The organism is Halalkalibaculum roseum (assembly GCF_011059145.1).
Classification (GTDB): Bacteria; Bacteroidota; Rhodothermia; order Balneolales; family Balneolaceae; genus Halalkalibaculum; species Halalkalibaculum roseum.
On the sequence record NZ_JAALLT010000004.1, the window covers coordinates 16,947 to 36,778 of the forward strand.

Below are 19,832 nucleotides of genomic sequence, written 5' to 3' on the forward strand. Positions count from 1 at the left end.
ACTTAAAGCTGCTAATAAATTAATATTTTATAATATGTTGTACCTAAATTATTATATCACTAAATACGAATGTTCAAGAGAATAAAAGTATCTGCTACTATTGCTATTACTCCTCATCAAAAATCAAATAGGTTGAGGGAATACGCTATGAGGTATATTATTGTATTGTTTTTAGTTCTTTGTCCATTCATCTCGCAGGCACAAGAGGAAGGTCAAGAAGATGTTATTTATGAGGCAGTCTTGTTGACACCGGATCATACCCAGCTTGAAGCATTTCAAGAGGCAATGGCTGAGCATAACCAGACCTTCCATAATGAACAGGGGCCGTACCATTCAAATGTATGGGCTGTTTCTACTGGACCAAACGCCGGGAAAATGATATGGACCATGGGGCCACTAAGTTCTTATGCACAACTTGATAATCGCCCTTCCGGTGAGCATGATGACCATTGGCAAAACGTCGTTATGCCTACTGTTAAAAGTACTGAAACCGTAGAGTATTGGAAGCTCAATCAGGAATGGTCTAATCCTGTAGAAGGAGACTATTCCATGGCTTATGTACGCTTACATACCATCAACAGCAAATATGGTTTCCTGTTTAATGATGCTATGGAAAAACTCAGTGGAACCATTAAAGCACTGGATGAAAATCCGGCTTTTTATACCTATGTCAATGAATTCCAACAAGGAGATATTGGCAGGCATGTAGCTACTATGAGTTTTCATAATAATATGGCATCATTGGATGATGATTGGGATTTTAGAAATACTTTTGAAGAAATTTACAGTAGAGGCGATTGGGACCGATGGACCCGAACCATGGATTTGGTAATGGAAAATCAATATGATGAAATCTGGGTTCTTGTTCCCGAGTTAAGTGGAAGCCAAGAGTAACTACATAGTAGAAAATTAGATAGAAAGCCTGCCTATTAGCGGGCTTTCTTTTTTTTATAAGTATAGTATTGGCTATTAATGAAATATTAATAATTCAAACCTGCGATTGCCCAAATGGGTACCTTTAATATTGCTGATAGTAGGAAGTCAGATTAACTCAGCGTGTTTACTCACTTCTGAGGTCTGCTATAAAACCAGACAGAATCCGGATCTGAGGTATATTTTCTCGGAAATTTTGAGCGGATTTATTGGGCGAGTTGCGTCCATTTCATACGTAAATTATTTGAATATATTCAGCTCTTTTTCAGTTTATAAAATTTATTTTGTAATAATTTTACCATTAGGTGCAACCTCCAATCCAACATATTCACGGATAAATTCCGCGCCTCGAACCGGACTTTGTTTCACGGTTCGATGTGCTGCTTCCATCATCTTGTCCTCTTCTCCCAGAATATGATAGAGCCAAGCTAATTCGGCCGTGGAATACCACGACATGGGCGCCAGCTCATCGGCGAGCTGTGCGTATGGCAAGGCGCGTCGGGCTTTTTGCTCTTTAGTCAGGTCTTTGGGCCACACCGGCAATGGATTCTCTTCGACAAGATCAATAAGGGGATGCTCTATAAAATCACCCCCCCAACTTCATTCCGGAAGCAATAGCGCTTTTTAGCCGTTTTTCGGCCTCATCCAATTTTCCGGCCCTAATGAGTTCTGAAGGAAGCTCAAAATCACCATTTAAAGGATTCATCACATAGGTGGTATCCTTCCAGATCAGATCAAGATGCGCGTTACCCAACCGGCGATCTATGTATACATCCGTGATATCGGTAGCCAGCTGGTGGGTCGAAAGAGGATATAATGCAGTATCAATAAAAGGTTCCTCAGCTCCATCATCGACTTGCAAGTGCAGCTGACCGGAGGCTTCGGTAATTGTTGCCCGGTGAACCGGAGAAATCTGATAGGTGCCTGTATACTTCTCTTTTTCCTCAACATCCAGCTTTATGGTATAGCGAGGCCTGGGCTTATGTTCTTTGACCGCCTTCATTGTTAAATCCAGATTGTTAAAATGTTGACCAGAGGTCATGGGTACCTTGATATCGGGCTCCAGGTAGGTTCTGGGCGTATCGGGCATGCCTTCCTGGTGCATAGTATGGGACAGTAATACCACTATTTTGGAATTGGGCAGCCGCGCCGGCACGGTTTCACCCCAGATGTTGGGATTAAAAGAGCTGTTTTCTCCGGCAAAGATGGTTCTCGTACGGCGCTCCATCTGCATGGCAAAAATTCCACCCGCCGAAGTGGCTTCAGGACTAATAAGCGTGTAAAGTTTGCCTCGCTGGTTAAATTTAGGATGGCTGGCAAATAACTGAATCAGAGGCTCGGCATCCGAGGAGTTACCGCCGCCGTTGGTACGCAAATCTATCACCATCTTGTTGATGGGGTTATGGTCGGCAATGTGCCGGAGGCTGTCGGCCAAATGGTTGAGCGTCCAGTCTTCTGATTCATGGACAATGATATTCAAATCCAGATATAAAATATCGGTCGAATCTCGATAACTTAGTTTATAGTTTGGTTCTGTATTACGTTGTGGCTCGGCGCCGGGAGACCATTGCAGGTCTTCAGAAACCCGGGGCCTTGTAGGCGACCGAGTTGCGAATGAAATATATTCTGCCGAATTAGGCATCAGCGTCTGAACCCGTATCTGTTTTCTCTCCCCTTCAGGAGTTTGAATCTGAATAGGAACTTCCTTGATGTCATCAATAATCCCCAATGCTTTCAGGTGATTTGCCCACCGAAACTGGATAGAATATTCTTCAACGTCGCGCCACATATCCCAGCGGTTGTCGGATGACACATATTTAGATAACGCTTTGTAGACCTCATCTATGGGTGTTTTATTGATTGCCAAAATCTTACTGCCAATCCATTCAGGATTGATGGCCGACATGATGTATACACCATCAGCAAAACGGTAAGGGAATAGAGGGACCGCCCGCCAGCCCAAGGCGCGCTGAGTGGAGCGGACCCGGGTATGTCCGGTACCCAGAGCAGGAAGATTTGCCAGCTCCATGATCGATAGTATGCGCTGGTCACGTGTTTGATCAGGTACCAGCTGTTTAAGCGAATCGACCCTCCGGCTTAGTTCGTCTTCATTAGTTGCCGCCTCATAGTACGGTATACGTTGGCGAATCAAGGAAGCAAGGGTATCGAGGTCTGCCTGCCACTGCTCTACTGACATTGTATCTGGAACATCCTGACCGATCGTGAGTCGCTCGCTGCGGGGTGTTGCACGATGGTAAAACTGCTCTGGGGGAAATGGTAAAGTGTCTGTCTTGGCAGTTGAATAACTTTTGAAATTTGTAGCTTCATCTCCATCCAATAGTTTTAAAGATTTAGCTGAAGTGAAATTGATATTGAATCCTGAAAACAAAAAAATGACGAATACCAATGAAAAGACTAAACTAAAAGAGTTAGACCGCATAACAGAAGTTTAAATACGTGATAATTAAACGCTGAAATAACTCAAGTAGAATAGGTATTCGTAAATTCTGCAGTAGATGTTACGGGAGAAGTGGTTGCTCATATAACGACTCGGCGCTTAAGCGGCAGGCACTAGTTTGTTGAATAGTTTACAAAAGCAGAGTAACCATAAAAGGTGAGGGTGGCAACCTGGTGGGAGGCCTGTCCGCTTGATGCCTTGGTTATGCATTTCTCATTTCTTTATTAGACTATTGATCGACAATGACAGTCCGTTAAATCTAAGCCATAACGGTTTGCCATCTTTCGTTGCCTCAATATGAAGATGTGGCTCAAGTGTATTTCCTGAATTGCCAATTTCGGCCAGAGGTTGACCAATAGTCACGGTGTCTCCCGGTGCCACTTTAATGCTGCCTCGCCTTAGGTGAGCCATTAAGATATCTCCCATGAGACACTTCAGCGTTATGTAGTTGCCTTCTGGATGCTCTGTATCTGGATTTCCGGGAGGGTTATCCTGCAGGTTGTTGCGAACCTTTAAAATTCTTCCTTGGCATGGGCTATAGAGATTCTCTTCAAAGATTTGATAGGCCTTAAGTGCTTGCGGGGCTATTCCGTCTGCTCGATTGCCAAGCGAGTTCAACTTAATTATGTCTATGGCCAGTTTGTTGCTGCCTTGCGCATGAAATGGATTTGTGACTATGCTGGCACCACCTTGGAGCACGTAATAGGTGCCTGATCTGAGCGGGAAGCTTACATCAAGCGATTTCCCTGTGGGGTAGTACGACAGAAAGGCCATGGTATCCAACACGGCAAATAGAAGAAAAACGAATATGGATAAAACCGTGACTTTATCTTTGCGTGTTGGAGAATGAGAACCGACGGACTTCATTCGAAAATACGACCAAACAGCTACCAAAAAGAAAAGGCCAAGAAAAATGTACCGTAAGTAATAACTTGTGAAAGCCCAAGGACCCGTAACAAAAGCGAAGACAATCATGCTTGCACAAGCTAATACTTGCACTGCCCAACTCAGCCAACTCCGATTGTTTATATTTAACAACCAGATTAGAGCGATTCCCGAAAGGAGTAGCGGGTACATCGCGAACAATATGGGAAGACTCTCACTCATACTTCTAATTCAGAAATGTATAACAGCCCGGCGCTTAAGCGGCAGGCGCCGGAAATTTTTAATTATCTACAAAAAAGGTTAGGAAAAAAAAGAAAACGGGTAAGATTCGGCTAGACCTGTCCGCTTGAAGCGCTGGTTATACGCTGCCGTCACTACCATCTCGAATTAACTCATTTATTGTTACAAATTTATATCCTTTCTGTTTTAAGTTTTCAATAATTATCGGAAGTGATTTACGACTTTCTTCACGACTCTCATACATTACATGCAACAGAATTATTGACCCTGGTTTAACTTTTTGTTCAACATGAGTTGCAATTTTTTGTGCATTGTCTCTGACATCAGCAAAAGATTCTGGTTCAATATTCCAGGTAACACTTACTTTATTTTTTTGAGAGAGAATCCACGGAAGAAGGAATAGCTTTTTACAGTAAGGAGGGCGAAAATATATCTCTCCCTGATACCCTGCATTTCTGATGGACTGATCTGTACGTTCGATTTCATTTTCGTGGAAGTGATAACTTTTAAGGACCATCTGTTGATGAGAATATGAGTGATTTCCCAATTGATGGCCAGCTCGTACAATTTTTTGGGCTTCCTGAATATTATTTTCAGTTTCCTTTCCGGTCACAAAAAAAGTTGCTGGGACATCATATTTTTCCAAAATTGCCAATACTGCATCTGTGTATTGGGGAGTAGGACCGTCATCAAAAGTTAAAGCAATCAGAGAATCTGCATTTTCAACATGGGAAATTAGCTGACCGGAAATCTGGAAATTCCGAGATTTGCTCATATGCCAAAGCCCCCACAGACTGGCAAATAAGAATATAAAGACTACGGAAATTTTTTTCATTGGGTCAATTCTAGCAAAGATTTAAGGCGTATAACTTAATATTGAGTGGATCATGGATATTATCTGGATTCCAGATAATGTTCTAAAACCTCATTCTAGCAATTTAAAGGAAGATATTCCAGATAATATCAAATCTGCATTCTAGGCACTCTCCAAATTAAGCTGCCAAAGCTGCTTAAGCTATTAGTGCCGCTAAGGCTGCTAAAATATGTTGATACCGGACAGTTACTGTTATTTTAACTATCCTTATTTTGAACTCAGGTTATAACAAGAACTAAAAAACGCTCTTTGAAGTAGTTAGAACACTTTCACCAAATAGTTAAATCGCAACCAGCAGCGCTGTTCCATACATGATTGCAATTCCCAGGACAAAGCCGGTGAGATTGGAAACGGTAAACCAGCTCTTGGTTTCAGTGTTTTTATAGAGATATGTTCCTACTTCTACGATTACCTGCAAGATGGCTCCTGCACCGATGGCTAACAGGACGGCAGTCCAGTGCGGGGAGTAGGCAAAGGCACCTATGAGTGTCCCGAAAGCTGCGGGAAGACCGGCCAGTAACGTTAAAAAGACGAACGTACGGAACTTTGTTTTTCTATTCAAAAGCGGAGCTGCGATACCGATGCCTTCGGTTAGATTGTGCAGGGTAAATCCGACAACCAGGAAAGAACCCAGCGCGGCTTCACCGGAGGCCATGGCGGCACCGACGGCCAGACCTTCACCTAAGTTGTGAAACCCGATTCCAAGGGCAAGGTAGGTAGAAAGAGAGAGTCCTTCAGGTGCTTTTCCGCCCCGTCGGCCCAGTGCAAAAATGATGAGAAAAGCAACGCCCGCGGTCACCCATACCAGCAGGTTGCCATTGAAAACCCCAGCTACCTGTTGTGACATTTCAAATCCTTCCTGCAGGGTGTCGATCAGTAAATAGAACAGAAGTCCGATAGTAAGGGTAAGCAGAAAATTAATTCCTGTTGAACCCAAGGTCCTCAGGTAGGGATAAAAAAGCAGCCCCAGGGCCACCGGAATGACACCTATGTAGATGCCCAGTAAGATGTAGGCTGCAATTCGCTGTATTGACCATTCGGGAGTGGGTTCAGCTACTTCAATGGTGTGGCTGAAAGTCATGCCCGTGCTGGTAATTATGGTGATTTCATGTAATTCGTGCTGTACCCAAGGATAGGGGATATCAATTTTTGCTGATGAAAGACGTGTTAAAGGGCCTTCGGGTTTTTGAGTAAACTGCCAGTAAGCATCGTCGACCAGTACCTGAGCGATGCGAACCGGCTCCGATCCATTGACTCTAACGGTGAGGTGAATGCCTTCTTCATCCAGGATGGTTCGCTCTACCGTAACTTCTTCAATGGGAGGGGCAACCACACCAAGTGGTTTTAGCGGATTAGTTGCAAGAAACAGGGCGATCGATCCCAGGAGCAGTGCTACAGGGATAACAATCCAAATCCATTTTGGCAGCTTTTGCATACTCCACTTACTCATACAGATACCTCCCTATTATTTACCAAATCAAAGAAGCTCATCCATCCCAATTCGGCAAATTCAGATTGATGGGCATGGAACATAAATTTACCCGGCTCAAAATCCTCAAATGTGAACTCAAGAATACCTCGCTGAGCCTGGCACATCATTACGGTATCGATCATTTCCCGGGTTGGGGTTAGCGTGGTGCCGTGATCGTAGAAATCAAAAAAATTGGCATGCAGGTGAAAGGAGTTGATGGGATCAAATTCCGTTGTGTTGATAAGATAAATGCGGACCGGCCGCTCGCGGTCGATTCGGATAGGTTCATTCTGATAGGCAAACGCGACCGTGTTAGCTGCATAGATTTCGTTATCGTTGTCGAAGTTGGTATCGAAACCGTTCATCACTATCAGAAATTCTTGCCAGGATTCATTTTCTTCCGATCCGAGAAGGCGAGAGCGAGCTATATCAGAATGCTCGGCATGACGTGCGGGATCGGGGTCGACAATAAAAGCACCATATAATCCTTTGTGGATATGACGCTTCAACGGGGAAGAGTGACAGTGATAGAGATGGCATCCAAAAGGTTTTGCATCAAATTCATAGGTAAAAGACTCGGCCGGTTCAATCATACCCGGACCGGTACCGGGCACGCCGTCCATCTCTGCTGAATGGATGCCATGAAAATGTATGGTGTGGGGATGAGAGCCCGCATTGATAAAGTGGATGCGTATCCGGTCTCCCTCCATACAGCGGATCGTCGGACCGGGAACCCTGCCGTTGTAGGTCCATGCCGGGAAGAAAACTCCGGGTGCAATTTCAATCTCTTTGTCAATAGCAACAAACTCGTATTCCCTCAGCGTTTGTCCGTTAGGGAGTTGAGAAACTTCTCCTGTGTCCCAGTCGGTAAGCATTTCATGCGGATTAAACCCATTTCGTTTATGATCTACTAGTCCTACGGTCGACATCCCACCGTGAGGTTTCTTTTCATTTGGCGGATCGGCGGTTTTTTTATCATTGGAATGTTGTTGACTCCTCGAAAACGGCGTACCTGTAATGAGTGACCCCAACAGAGCCGTTGCTCCGGAAAACAAGCCGGTTTTAAGAAAGGACTTTCTCGAAAATTTCGATTTCATATCAGCTTTAATCCATTATAAAAAACAATTATTTAATATAGAAAAATAATTTATTTAGATAAAGCTAAATTTTATATATAGGATGTATGCTTGCTTAATGTAACCCGTCTGGCGGGGGATGCCCTGAAAGGTAGGCAGAGCGTACGAAGATTTCGTCAACCTAGGAGCGGATTGACAAGGCGATAATAAAATCGCTTCCAGGAGATTGTACCATAGAGACTCCTTTGGAGCTTCGGAATTACTCTCTATTGGCCCAATTATTCGCAATGCATAGCTGTATGTTAAACAACATTCTATTAATTTTAAGACAGATATAGGAGATATTATCTGGAAATGTGCCGTGTCCTATTCCGAATAACACCCAAGCTGCTTTCGCAACCCTAGTAACCTTAGCAGCATTTCCATTCCCCGAAAGTGGTTTAAAGCTGCCGGTTAACTAAGGCTGCTTATGCTCCTGACATGAAGACCTGATCGGCTACCCCTTTTTCCCAATTTTGAACTCGTATTTCAATGCATCCAAGAATTAAGCCTTTATTTTAAGTGAATATTTAACTACAATTATTTAAAGAGATGCTATTGCCCTTCTTTAAGAATTACTATGTCGTTTACGACAGTTAAGAATCAGTTTGGAGAGAACTGAATTCCACCTCTGGATTAGCTATACAAGCAACTTGTATCAGCTTACTCGCAATTTTATAACCTAGGAGTTATGAAATTATCCACTTCTTATATTCTAACTGTATTATTAGCTATCGGTTTAATTTTTACCAGCTGTAAGGATGCACCCATTACAGTAACGGATGATTTGGAAACTGAGACAGCCCTTTCTCTACTGGGTAGCACGAACACTCCTATTCAAACCACTACTACCGCTACATTGATTCGTATAGAACCAGTCTCTAGTGTTGAACTCCCCGGCGGTACGATTATAAATGAGTTCAACTCATTCTGGGAAGTGACCGGCGACTGGGAGGGGATTTTTATCGGTGAAAATCGTCAAACTATTCACAACAACGGAAGCATTACCGGACAAGCTTTATTTACCCATGAAGGTTCTGTTCTTGGTCGCGATGGAACATTAAAACTTCGTTTCAATGGTCATTTTAAGAAAGACGGATCATTTCAGGGTAAGCTTGCCATCTTAAGTGGTACCGGTGAGCTAGCAAATCTTCGCGGACAGGGTAAGAATATCGTTACCGGTCTCGGTGTAACTGAAGCTACGTTCTTCATAAAATTTGCACCATAAGTATAAACTAGCACTACTGATTGAAAGATTATCAGATATGAGGCTAGTCTTCTCTATACAATAACGGAATGTTTCCGCTTTTAAATCAGAACTATTAAATGGAGGGATTATGATGATTTCCAAAACTTTTTATACCAGCTTTCTTGCTTTTTTTATTTGTATTATGCCATTTGGATTTGCGTGTACCGAATGGGGTTCAAGCGCACCTGATGCAGCCGTTTCTGACGAAGCCCTCAGTATTGTTAAGTCCACAAGTCCTGCACCTTGTCAATCACCGGTAACGACACCTGTCTTGGAGTTTGAGGATGAAGGCACGGCGGAGGGGGTGGCCGTCTCTCAACAAGGCAATGTCTTCGTAGGGAATGCTGTTAGTGGTAAATCCGAAATTTGGAGTGCTCCAAAAGGAGATTTTGATCGGGCATTTCTTCTAGCCGATCTTCCGGGAGGAGATTTGATAGGAATGGATGTAGATGAGATCGGTAACGTTTATGCTGCGGTTGCTGCGCACCAAAATCCTGAATGGCATGGTCTATGGAAAGTACAAGCTGATGGTGACTCAGAGCGCGTAGGTGCTTTACCCGCATTCTTCGCCAGTCTGCCAAATGATGTAACAATCGATCCCAGGGGGAATGTCTTTGTTAGTGACAGCTTCGACGGCAAGATTTGGAGGCTTTCTCCCGATGGTGAATTTAGTACATGGATTCAGGATGATCTTTTAAGGGCCTTTTTCGGCAATGTCGAATTTGGAGTGAATGGTGTTGTCTATCACAATGGGGCTTTATACACTGCGATCACACTTAATGGACGAGTGATAAAAATTCCGATCCAACCCGACGGTTCTGCCGGTACGCCAACTATTTTTGTTCAAGACGACATTCTAATCGGAATCGACGGCATCGAACCAGACGTGCATGGGAACCTCTATCTCACAAATAATTTTGGGAACACAATACATGTGATTCGGGAGGAAGATCATAGCATAGAATCGATCTCTGTTGAGGGGCTTTCCGCTCCTGCAAGTCTTGCATTTAATAACAATCAGAAGGCACTTTATGTGGCAAATCTGAGTACGAGTGCTGGCTTCCCTCAACCCTACGCACCCGCATTGGTTAAGGTGAAGTTCTCTGCTCCGGTCGTCACTTGTGGCTCCTTCAACTGACCTTTGTGCCTTGGTTAAGTTTTGACTTTACCATTAATGTACAGCAAGTAACTGCATAATAGAAACAAAGATAGAAAGCCGGCCTATTAGCAGGCTTTCTATCTTTATAAGTAAAGTAGTGGCTATTAATGAAATATTAATAATTAAAATCTGCGATTGCCCAAATGGGTACCTTTAATATTGCCGGTGGTAGGAAGTCAGATTGACTCAGCGTAGATATGTCCTTTCAAAGGCCTGCCATATAATTTACACAGAATCTGGAGCTATAATATTTCACTGTGCACTTTTGGGAAGTATTACACGGCAAGGCCGGTCTTATTTAATGCTTTGGCTATATTACGATTGAAACATACGAATGGATATAGCTCAAATGTCTTAATTATTCAATTTGAACTACAATCTTTCCCAAATGATTGCCCTCACCGAAATATTGAATCAGCTTTGGGATTTCATCAAATTTATAGGGCCCATCAACAACAGGTCTTATTTGTCCCTTTTCAACGAATTCAGAGATCTGTTCTAACCCTTTATTAGGTTCCAGGTTGAGTACACTCAGTTTTTTACTGGTAAAAAGTGATATGAGTGAGCCAATCAATAATATTTCGAACAGCCTGAACATCGATCCCCCAACTGTAATGTAAGTGCCATTTTTGTTGAGGGATCGTGCATATTTAAACACAGACCGGTTTGATTTGGTATCAAGGATGAGGTCATATTTTTCTCCGGTGGTAGTAAAGTCCACTTTTTTATAGTCCATCACGCTATCAAACCCCAGCGATTTCATTAAATCGAGTTTTTCGGCACTGTCAACGCCGGCTACCTTTACCCCATATGGTTTCAAGATTTGTATACCAAGTGTTCCGACACCCCCTCCGGCACCGTTGATTAAGATACTCTGCCCGGATTTTACCTTTCCCTTCTCCACAAGTCCCTGTAGGGCAAGCACTCCGGCATGGGGCAAGGCCGAGGCATCACTGTGGCTTAACGTGGAAGGCTTTTTGGATAATATCTTTGCCGGCACGCAAACATACTCGGCAAATCCGCCAAATCCGCAATCCGACAGGTCGCAGTATATTTCATCTCCGATTTTAAAAGAACTCACATTGCGGCCTACCGCCTCGATCTTTCCGGAAACATCTACCCCGGGTATAGTTATTTTTGGCTTTTTTAAACCGAAAAACAAACGAATCACGAATGGTTTGCCTCTTACCAACCCCCAATCCCAATCATTGATAGATGTTGAGTGAACTTTCACTAGTACTTCATCAATTTCGGGAATCGGTTTTGATACCTCTCCAACTTCGAGAACATGCGGCAATCCATATTCCTTTAATATTATGGCTTTCATAAGATTTTATTTTATAGTCATAATGACTCACTACATTCACACAGCACCAAGGCTAATCATTTTTATCAGTTAAAGAATAGGTGCCATCCCTCTAATACGTTTTGATAGCCTTTCGCAGTTCTCTCAGGTACGCCAAATTTCCACTGTATATCTGCAGCTCGATAATAGAACATTGCTTTATTTCCTAAAAATCACTTTTTAACTCTTTCAGCTATTTGATTTCGTTGGCTTGAATAATTCGTTGCTCATCCCAATTATTTACCTCAAGGGCGATAAAGATCCCGATCACAACCAGCAGGATTTCTCCAATGGCATAAAGGATATAGTTTCAGAATTTATTCTGTTCCATAAGCGATTTTTGGGATTTGACGGGAGAAACGCAGAATATTTATTATTTGCTGAGTACAATGATGAACACAGTCTTTCCCGGTTGTGAATTGAGCTTTATAGTACCCCCGTGTGCCTTTATTATGTCATTTGTGATACTAAGTCCTAATCCGGTACCATTTGTACCCTTTTTGGTGGTGAAAAACGGCTGCATAATCTTATCCCTTGTATCCTCGGGAATCCCGGGCCCATTATCTTCAATGTAGATGGCGACTTCGTTGCCGATGTTTTGGGTTCGCACTATCAATAATGGGATATATGATTCTATAGATTGAGCATTTTCATCCATCATCTTCTCTCTCATGGCATCAAAGGCATTATTGCACAGGTTTAGAATGACCCGGCTGAAGTCTTCGGCTACCATTGTTACTTTATCAATGGATTCGTCCAGCTGTAGTTTGACATCTACATTAAAAGGATGCTTGCTAGCTCGCATACCATGGTAGGCAAGGTTGACAAACTCTTTGACAATGGGATTCAGTGGCGTGGGTTCTATATTACCATCACCGCCGCGAGAATGTTGCAACATTGATTTAACAATTGCATCAGCCCGGGCGCCGTGTTCATGGATTTTATTGAGATAGTTTCCGATATCTTTAAGTGTTATAAGTGCTTCATTAACTTTGTCACTATAGTTCTTTGCAAGCTTTTCACTGATGCAATTCAGTTCTTGATTAGTTTCTTCTAAAAGTTCAACACTCAAATCTGAAAAATTTATTACAAAATTCAATGGATTTTTGATTTCATGTGCAATGCCTGCTGAAAGTTGACCGAGTGAGGCAAGCTTTTCCTGCTGTACAAGCTGTTCCTGTGCTACCTCTAATTCCTGGAAGGCTTCTTCAATTTTTTCTTTAGCCCTTTCAAGTTCTTTAAAGTCTTCGTAGCGATCGTATGCTACAGAAAAAACATCAGCCATGGTTTGGCCAAGATCAAGACTATCATGTTCAAGGGGTGCAGTGTTACCAATATAGAGCATACCGTGTTTGAAGGGGAAAAAATGAAGGTCCAGTTTCTCAGGGGCAGACCCTGCTTCATATTTCTTTTTAGAGTCGATAAACCCACTTTCCATTAGGTTTTGGGTCCATTTATTGAAATCCTTTTTCTCCCAATGGATAGTGTATAATTCATTATTTTGCCAAGAAGCAGTTATTTCTTCAATCAATGGAATTCCCTCCAATGGCAGATGAAGGGCTGCTATTGGTTCTCCCTGGGCGGTACTAAGATACGTATGGCTTATTTCATTTTGCTCTTCAATGATAAACACGCCACAACGAATAAATGGAATTTCTAATACTTTGAGCTCATCCCATATTAGAGGAGTAATTTCTTCAAGATCTTCCGAGTTTCGCATAGAGGCAATTTCAGCTCGAATTCGGTCTAGTGAAGCCTGTCTGGCTGTTTCTAGTACCAGCCTTTCGGCTTTTTTTAAGTCGAGAAATCTGGTGTAAGTTTGTTGAAATACATCAGAAAAACGTTCCAAAAGTAGTATCGAATCTATGCTTGGCTCTTCATGTGTAATTATTCCAATTAAGCCTTCAGAAAAGTAGACACTAAATATGAAACGATGATCTTTAACACTGTTTTTTTCAAAAGGGATGCCTACCTCATCGCTCCAATATTGGATCCAGTTTTCTAGTTTTCGTTCGCTTAGATCCTGAATCCAGAATTTTTCATTACTTTTCCAATTTAAAAATATGTCAGAAATAATTGACGACTTACGTGCTTCAGCGGTAAACTTTTTAATGACTTCATGACCTTCCTGATCTGTTATCCAAAAATCTATAGATCTAGAGTCTTCATCGATAATCCCAATAAAAAATCGGTCTGGTGCAGATGTCCGTAAACTAATCTGTTCAAAGAAAACAGAGGCCACTTCCGCTAACTCACTACTATCGTGCATCGCCATTGTACGAGTCCTTACCCGTTCTATTGACAATTGAATCTTAACTTCACGGGCATATTCGTCAACTTTTTCCCGGAGTCTCCTATTTTCAAGCTTTAGCTCTTCATATAGTTTTTTTCCATTTTCAACGTCCATCTCTCCCCGGTTTTCTCAGTGGATGGTAAATAAAGCTTATTCCAGGCAATGTATTTATCACATCAAACTACTCTCTGTGAGCTCTACTGAATCCTAAATGCTAATAAGTCCAAACTCAATTCCGGTACTTTTTTGATGAACATATTAACACAATCTTCTACCCTATATTAAATACTAATTATGTAGGGCGAAGTACTAGTCGGCTAATGTCACTTATATTAATATAATTATTAACATATATTTTACAAGCATTTACAGGTAAGTTGTAATACCTAAATTTGATACACATCTTATCATTCAGCTTTATCCGGAATAGTAAAGTTGATTAGGATTACACCTATCTATGAAGTACTAATGAACCCTCATTAGAATCTTGTAACCTTTGCTGCATTTAGGCGTCTTACTTCGTGAATACAAAATTATCATCAATCTACAGACCAATATCATGATACTTAATAAGCTACCAAAAACTACGTTTACGGCACTTTTTGCAGCATTATTACTGTTTACCGGGTGTGACTTTAATGGCAATAGCGGCACCGGTACCATGGAGGTCATGCTGCATGATGCTCCTGCCACCTATGATGAGGTCAACGTCTTTATTGAACGAGTGGAGGTAAACAATACCCAAAACGACGACGGTTGGGTGGAAATTAGCAGTCCTCAGCAATCCTATGATCTTCTGAAGCTAACTAACGGAGCCATGGCCCAACTTGCTTCTACAGAGCTTGAAGTAGGTACCTATAAGCAAATTCGATTGATCTTGAGCCGTGAAGGTCACAGTGTGATGGTCGATGGTGTTCCTCATGATATGTTTGTACCCAGTGGAGCACAGACCGGTATCAAGCTCAATGTGAATGCAGAGATTGAGCCGGATATTACCTATACCCTATTGCTGGATTTCGATGCGGCACGTTCGGTGGTTGAGCAAGGAAGCGAGCAATCCGGAGTGGAATATTTGTTGCAACCTGTAATAAGGGCTACAAGTGAAGCAATCACTGGAAATATTTCAGGAGTAGTAGAACCGGTGGACTCGGATGCAGTTGTTGAGGCTATTGACAATTCGGGATCTGATCCGAAGATAGTTTCCACTACACCGGTGAGTGACACTGATGGTTCGTTTAAGCTGGTCGGACTGGAGGAAGGAACCTACACCGTATCCATAAAACCGGGCAATGAGAACTACCAGCCTGAAGAGATTACCGGTGTTGAAGTTACGGTAGGCGATACCAATGACCTTGGCACTGTGACCTTAAGCGAAAACTAATAGTAAACTGCAAGATGTAGTTCTATTTACTGTTCAGGATAGAGAAAAGGCCTGCCACTTTTGGCAGGCCTTTTTTATGAGCTGAATTGAACAAATATTTAACCTGGAATTATCTCCAGGGCCTCATCAAGCACTCTCCCATCGATAATTGAAGGCCATCGGCAACTGCTTTGACAGGAATTGATGCGAGATATTTATTTGCTATCTGTTAATAGAAAAGGATATAAGGGAAAACCTTTAATGGCTCAAGTGGAATTGGTTTATTTTCTTTTTAAGAAGTTGCATCCAAATTTTTACTCGCAAGTCAGAGTTGCAAAATCTGCAGCCGGTGATAGCATAGATTTGACGTAAAATTGGTGGTTTTTACCGGCTTTTGTCTATACTCCAGACTTTTATTTGGCATAAACAACATCTTTTTTGAATTCCAAACGGGTAAACTACTGTATATTATTAGTTTATCTACAACTTGATATTTGAATAAGATTAGACTACAATAAATAAAGACCGCTTCCCCTTTTTATATAACAGACGATATTGCCCTTTTACACTAACCTAATACGGGGTGATATTATGGGTAATAATAAAATCTGTGTTTTTCTACTAACCATCATTATATGCTGTGTACCTTTGCTCTTGAACGGGCAAGACTTTAGAGCGGCTTATGTTGATTTTATGTATGTGCCGGAAGGCATGAGTAGTGACTATGTGACCATGGAGCAGGAAATTGCCAAGCCTGTACATCAAGAATTGGTAAATCAGGGTAAAATGGTAAGTTGGTCACTTTGGGCAATACCTTTTCCGGGCGGTACAGGGGCAGAATACCATTATGCGACCGTTCGAATCTATGAAAATCTTGATCAGATAAAATCAGCCGGTGATTTTGGAGACGTTTTTGAATCAGTTCATCAGGGAGAGAATCTGGACGAACTATCGGAGACCATTTGGAAAACTCGTGACTTAGTAAAAACGCACCGGCTATTCAGCTGGGAACGTTTCGCAGACGAAGAGTTAACGTCTCCCGCTGAAATGATCCAGGTTGTTTACTTTAAAGTGCCAATGGGTAAAGTAGAAGCCTATCAGAACATGGAGCGCGACCTTTTTCATCCTATGCACAAAAAAGAGATAGAAATTGGAAAACGTGCCGGCTGGGAGGGTTGGGCGCTTAATCAGCCCTATGGGAGTAGCATGCCTTATAGCCATGTAGCCGTGGACTTATACGAGGATATGGATCAATTTGTGATGGATTATGACTACGACGCGATGCTAGAAGAAGTTCATCCCGATAAAACCGGTGATTATATGACGGATGTATTCTTAAATACAGTCGATATGGTCCGTATTGAACAATGGCACCTAGTTGATTTCGTGCAAGCAGAACAGTAGTCCGAAAAATAAGATATGATAAAATGCAGAACAGCAGCAGTCTAATAAAACTGCTGCTGTTTTTAAATCTGCTTACTAAGTGCACCACCAAGTTTTCTATTTTATAACAACTGGTGTTACAAAGACAGATTAACCATGCTTTGTCGAGTACTGTTATATAAAACTATATAATTCAGACACAAGCCGGATCTGAAATACTTTTTCTGAATTTTACAGCACCCTGATTAGCGCGATGCACGTCTTTTTTTTAATGAGCTAATTATAATGCATTCATATTAATTTTTGATTGACCGATTTATCAGTATACAAAAGCCACTGCTCTAACCGGTGATGCATTGCCATTCTTAATCTTTAGAGGGAAACCTAGAAAAATTACATCTTCCTTATCCAAGAGTTCACTTACATTTTCCAAAGCTTCAAACAATGGAATTCCATTTGTCAATATTGCATGATGATTAGGTATTAAGCTTTCATATCCTGTGAATCCTACTTCCACTCTTTCTGCAAACCCAGTAAAACTTTCAATCGAAAAGGCATCAGTTGCAACTGCTTTGACAGGAATTGATGCGAGATATTCAACAGCTTCAGATGATAAAAAAGGATATGAGGGAAGATCTTTATCATCTCCAGGAGGAGTGTAGGCAACATGTAGAATAAATATATCCCTGCTGCTAAGGTTTAATTCTATAAGTGGCTCCACCGGAATTGGTTGATTTTCTTTATATGAGGTAGCATCCAAAATTTTGACTGGACCAATAAGCTTTTTCAGATCCCAACCTTCAATAGACATACCATCCTTATCCATATGATTTGGTGCATCAAGATGAGCTCCCCCATGATTGAATAATTCTATATATGAGTTTCTAACATAAGTAGGAGTATCAATTCCTACATGTACAAAATTGGTTGTACCTCTAAAACCCAACATCTGCAATGCAGCCTTACCCCATATTTGTTCCGTTAAATTTTCAGTTATTACAGGACTGAGGTCGATAATCTCTTTGGGTAAGATAGTTTCCGGATTAAAATCCGAGTCATGTTGGTCAACCCCACAACCTACGGTTATAAACATAATTAGTGCAACAGAACCTAAGGCGAGTCTTATTTGGCCACTCATAGCAATGTCCTCCGCAGGCAATATTTTTTTATTTATCATCAATTAAATCTTTGGCTCCTGGATATATAGTTTTATTGCCTTGACAGTTACCGCACCAAGCAATACCCCTCCTAAAAACATTACTCCTATGCTAAGAAAGCCACCGAATACGCCCAGACTTTTAAATTCGTCTCCTACTGCCATAAGCAAAACCGGCAGGGTCCACCCGAGTACGCTATAAAAAATCCATGGCCATGTATCATCTGTGATTCTGTGAAGAAGCTTGCTTTGAAAAAACGCCACAACCAAGCCACCGATTGGGACATAGATCCAAAGTGAGTTAGGAAGGTTCATGCCAAAAAGATGAGTCAGGTCTAAAAAAAGAAATGGAATACCCATTCCGATTGTGGAGACCCACATCCAAGGCCACGGTGAATCCAGCCACCGTCTCAGAAACCACCCTTGTGCGAAACCAACACCTGCTCCCATTCCAATCCCGACAATAACCTGAACGCCTCCCCCGAGGGCATCGGCAGCCAAAGCCAATAGTATCACTAAAACGAAGCCTATTAACCATCCAAGGGTTGTTGTAATAATCCACCATTTGGTGATATAAGCTGATGTAATCACGGTAGGCTCACGGTTTTGGTTGATTTGTTTGAGAATCTCCTTAACATGACCTAAAAATGATGTGATAAGTTTTTTGTAAGAACCAATTCCACTGACTTTGCCTTTATTCAATATTAATTAACTACTCTGCTTCAGTTGAACTCCAGCTGTTAATCTTACACTTCCACTCACCGTTTGGCTGTCGTTTCCATACTTTAACCCACTTACTTTTATCTTTTTTCACTTGCCCCTTTGACGATGTAAACGTAATCTCACAGTGACCTATGGCCCATGCCATATCTTCCGCACGGGCAATTTCTACGGTGTCCTGTTGACAATCAAGAAATAAATGCTCATCAGTGAATAAGTTGGTGTAGAAGTCCGTAATAGATTTGAAACTGCTTAATGCCGGACGGTTCGGTGGCAGGAAAAGTGCATCGGGCGCCAAGAAAGTAGACCACTGCTTAATGTCCTTGTCATTTGCCGCATCGACCCAGTCTCGATATGCGGTGGTTATAGCCTGCTCATGGGCAGCAGGTTGAGCCAGTACCGGCTTCAATAGCATGATAAAAAGGAGAGTAGTTAATAGAATGACACCAATGGTGTAAACTTTATAATATCGTATCATGGCTTACCTCCTAATTCTGATCAGATATTAATAACTGGATTCAGAATGCTATCCGGCCTTCAGATATTATCCCATTAATTATATTGTAGTTATTTCTTGCGATTTATCCTACACCATCAGGAATAAACCTTCACAAATTTAATTTTCCGTAGCCAGGAGGTGGCTACTTTATTGCTGTATGATGGGTATGCAAACAGCGGAAATCTAATTATATCATCAGGCAACCTTTAATCTACCCGAGTGCCCAAATGTAACTTCAGCAATTGCGTCGGCTAGTTGTTTCCGTGAGATTGGTTTTGAAAGGAAAGTATGAAATGGATTTTCAAACGTACTTACCGCTGCCTTATAAAGATCACAATTACCTGAAATGAATACGATTGGTACTTCTGAATGGTGCCATATAGCTCTAGCCGCTTCAATGCCATTTGTTTCTCCGGCAAGGCAAATGTCTAAAATAATCAAATCCGGCAGATGCTTTTCATAAGCTGTTGCTACCTCTTCACCTTTTGTTATGACATCGACAACCTCATAATTCAGTTGTTCAAGCAGTTTCCGTTCGACCAATGAAATAAGTCTATCGTCTTCAACTATTAGTACTTTGGTCTTGCGTAGCCTCATAATTTCTCACCCCGATCATTTTTTCAATGATACTTAACTACTAAAATCTTAAGATTTGGCGAGTATAAAACCAATTATAATTATTTAATCAACAT

Annotated in this window: 17 protein-coding genes; 5 read left to right on the forward strand and 12 right to left on the reverse strand. The window is 41.7% G+C overall.

All coding sequences use genetic code 11. The annotated features are described in order from the left end of the window. The first annotated feature begins 147 nt into the window (after positions 1 to 147). The gene (locus G3570_RS12040; RefSeq protein ID WP_165142705.1) at positions 148 to 894 is read left to right on the forward strand and encodes a hypothetical protein; all 747 of its coding nucleotides are present in this window, start codon (positions 148 to 150) and stop codon (positions 892 to 894) included. Positions 895 to 1,212: 318 nt separating this feature from the next. Here G3570_RS12040 and G3570_RS12045 read toward each other — a convergent pair whose 3' ends face one another. The 6 genes from G3570_RS12045 to G3570_RS12070 all read right to left on the reverse strand — a co-directional run bounded on the left by G3570_RS12045 (position 1,213) and on the right by G3570_RS12070 (position 7,958). Next, the gene (locus G3570_RS12045) at positions 1,213 to 1,470 is read right to left on the reverse strand and encodes a hypothetical protein (protein ID WP_165142707.1); all 258 of its coding nucleotides are present in this window, start codon (positions 1,468 to 1,470) and stop codon (positions 1,213 to 1,215) included. A 49-nt stretch (positions 1,471 to 1,519) separates the two neighbouring features. After that, positions 1,520 to 3,271, reverse strand: a complete 1,752-nt coding sequence (locus G3570_RS12050) for a S41 family peptidase (RefSeq protein ID WP_165142709.1) — start codon at positions 3,269 to 3,271, stop codon at positions 1,520 to 1,522. A gap of 333 nt (positions 3,272 to 3,604) precedes the next feature. Further along, entirely contained in the window at positions 3,605 to 4,258 is a 654-nt protein-coding gene (locus G3570_RS12055) for a M23 family metallopeptidase (protein ID WP_165142711.1), read from the reverse strand. 376 nt (positions 4,259 to 4,634) lie between these two features. Further along, positions 4,635 to 5,351, reverse strand: coding sequence for a polysaccharide deacetylase family protein (locus G3570_RS12060; protein ID WP_165142713.1), 717 nt, complete (start codon positions 5,349 to 5,351; stop codon positions 4,635 to 4,637). 319 nt (positions 5,352 to 5,670) lie between these two features. Further along, positions 5,671 to 6,840: a ZIP family metal transporter gene (locus tag G3570_RS12065; protein WP_249067061.1), complete on the reverse strand. Its 1,170-nt coding sequence runs from the start codon at positions 6,838 to 6,840 to the stop codon at positions 5,671 to 5,673. Then, positions 6,837 to 7,958 carry a multicopper oxidase domain-containing protein gene (locus tag G3570_RS12070; RefSeq protein WP_165142715.1) on the reverse strand — a complete coding sequence of 374 codons (1,122 nt, stop codon included), beginning with the start codon at positions 7,956 to 7,958 and terminating at the stop codon, positions 6,837 to 6,839. The genes G3570_RS12065 and G3570_RS12070 overlap by 4 nt, the downstream gene beginning before the upstream one ends. A gap of 709 nt (positions 7,959 to 8,667) precedes the next feature. On the opposite strand from G3570_RS12070, the gene G3570_RS12075 reads away from it, so the two are divergent. Together G3570_RS12075 and G3570_RS12080 are read left to right on the forward strand one after the other, a co-directional pair. Further along, positions 8,668 to 9,204 (forward strand): DUF3224 domain-containing protein, encoded by a 537-nt coding sequence (locus tag G3570_RS12075; RefSeq protein WP_165142717.1) that lies wholly within the window; start codon positions 8,668 to 8,670, stop codon positions 9,202 to 9,204. A gap of 109 nt (positions 9,205 to 9,313) precedes the next feature. Continuing rightward, a complete protein-coding gene (locus G3570_RS12080) occupies positions 9,314 to 10,363 on the forward strand; it encodes an SMP-30/gluconolactonase/LRE family protein (protein WP_165142719.1) in 1,050 nt (349 codons plus the stop codon). 379 nt (positions 10,364 to 10,742) lie between these two features. Here G3570_RS12080 and G3570_RS12085 read toward each other — a convergent pair whose 3' ends face one another. Together G3570_RS12085 and G3570_RS12090 are read right to left on the reverse strand one after the other, a co-directional pair. Beyond that, entirely contained in the window at positions 10,743 to 11,711 is a 969-nt protein-coding gene (locus tag G3570_RS12085; protein ID WP_165142721.1) for an NAD(P)-dependent alcohol dehydrogenase, read from the reverse strand. A gap of 391 nt (positions 11,712 to 12,102) precedes the next feature. Further along, the gene (locus G3570_RS12090; RefSeq protein WP_165142723.1) at positions 12,103 to 14,136 is read right to left on the reverse strand and encodes an ATP-binding protein; all 2,034 of its coding nucleotides are present in this window, start codon (positions 14,134 to 14,136) and stop codon (positions 12,103 to 12,105) included. Positions 14,137 to 14,581: 445 nt separating this feature from the next. On the opposite strand from G3570_RS12090, the gene G3570_RS12095 reads away from it, so the two are divergent. Both G3570_RS12095 and G3570_RS12100 read left to right on the forward strand, forming a co-directional pair. Next, positions 14,582 to 15,403 (forward strand): DUF4382 domain-containing protein, encoded by an 822-nt coding sequence (locus G3570_RS12095; RefSeq protein WP_165142725.1) that lies wholly within the window; start codon positions 14,582 to 14,584, stop codon positions 15,401 to 15,403. Positions 15,404 to 15,973: 570 nt separating this feature from the next. After that, on the forward strand, positions 15,974 to 16,786 hold the full coding sequence (locus tag G3570_RS12100) for a hypothetical protein (RefSeq protein ID WP_165142727.1): 813 nt from the start codon (positions 15,974 to 15,976) through the stop codon (positions 16,784 to 16,786). A 298-nt stretch (positions 16,787 to 17,084) separates the two neighbouring features. Here the strand turns inward: G3570_RS12100 and G3570_RS12105 are convergent, their stop codons facing one another. The 4 genes from G3570_RS12105 to G3570_RS12120 all read right to left on the reverse strand — a co-directional run bounded on the left by G3570_RS12105 (position 17,085) and on the right by G3570_RS12120 (position 19,737). Then, on the reverse strand, positions 17,085 to 17,942 hold the full coding sequence (locus G3570_RS12105; RefSeq protein ID WP_165142729.1) for a cyclase family protein: 858 nt from the start codon (positions 17,940 to 17,942) through the stop codon (positions 17,085 to 17,087). A gap of 3 nt (positions 17,943 to 17,945) precedes the next feature. After that, on the reverse strand, positions 17,946 to 18,623 hold the full coding sequence (locus G3570_RS12110; RefSeq protein ID WP_165142731.1) for a hypothetical protein: 678 nt from the start codon (positions 18,621 to 18,623) through the stop codon (positions 17,946 to 17,948). Between the two features lie 10 nt (positions 18,624 to 18,633). After that, positions 18,634 to 19,119, reverse strand: coding sequence for a YybH family protein (locus G3570_RS12115; protein WP_165142733.1), 486 nt, complete (start codon positions 19,117 to 19,119; stop codon positions 18,634 to 18,636). A gap of 216 nt (positions 19,120 to 19,335) precedes the next feature. Continuing rightward, positions 19,336 to 19,737: a response regulator gene (locus G3570_RS12120; RefSeq protein WP_165142735.1), complete on the reverse strand. Its 402-nt coding sequence runs from the start codon at positions 19,735 to 19,737 to the stop codon at positions 19,336 to 19,338. Positions 19,738 to 19,832 lie beyond the last annotated feature (95 nt).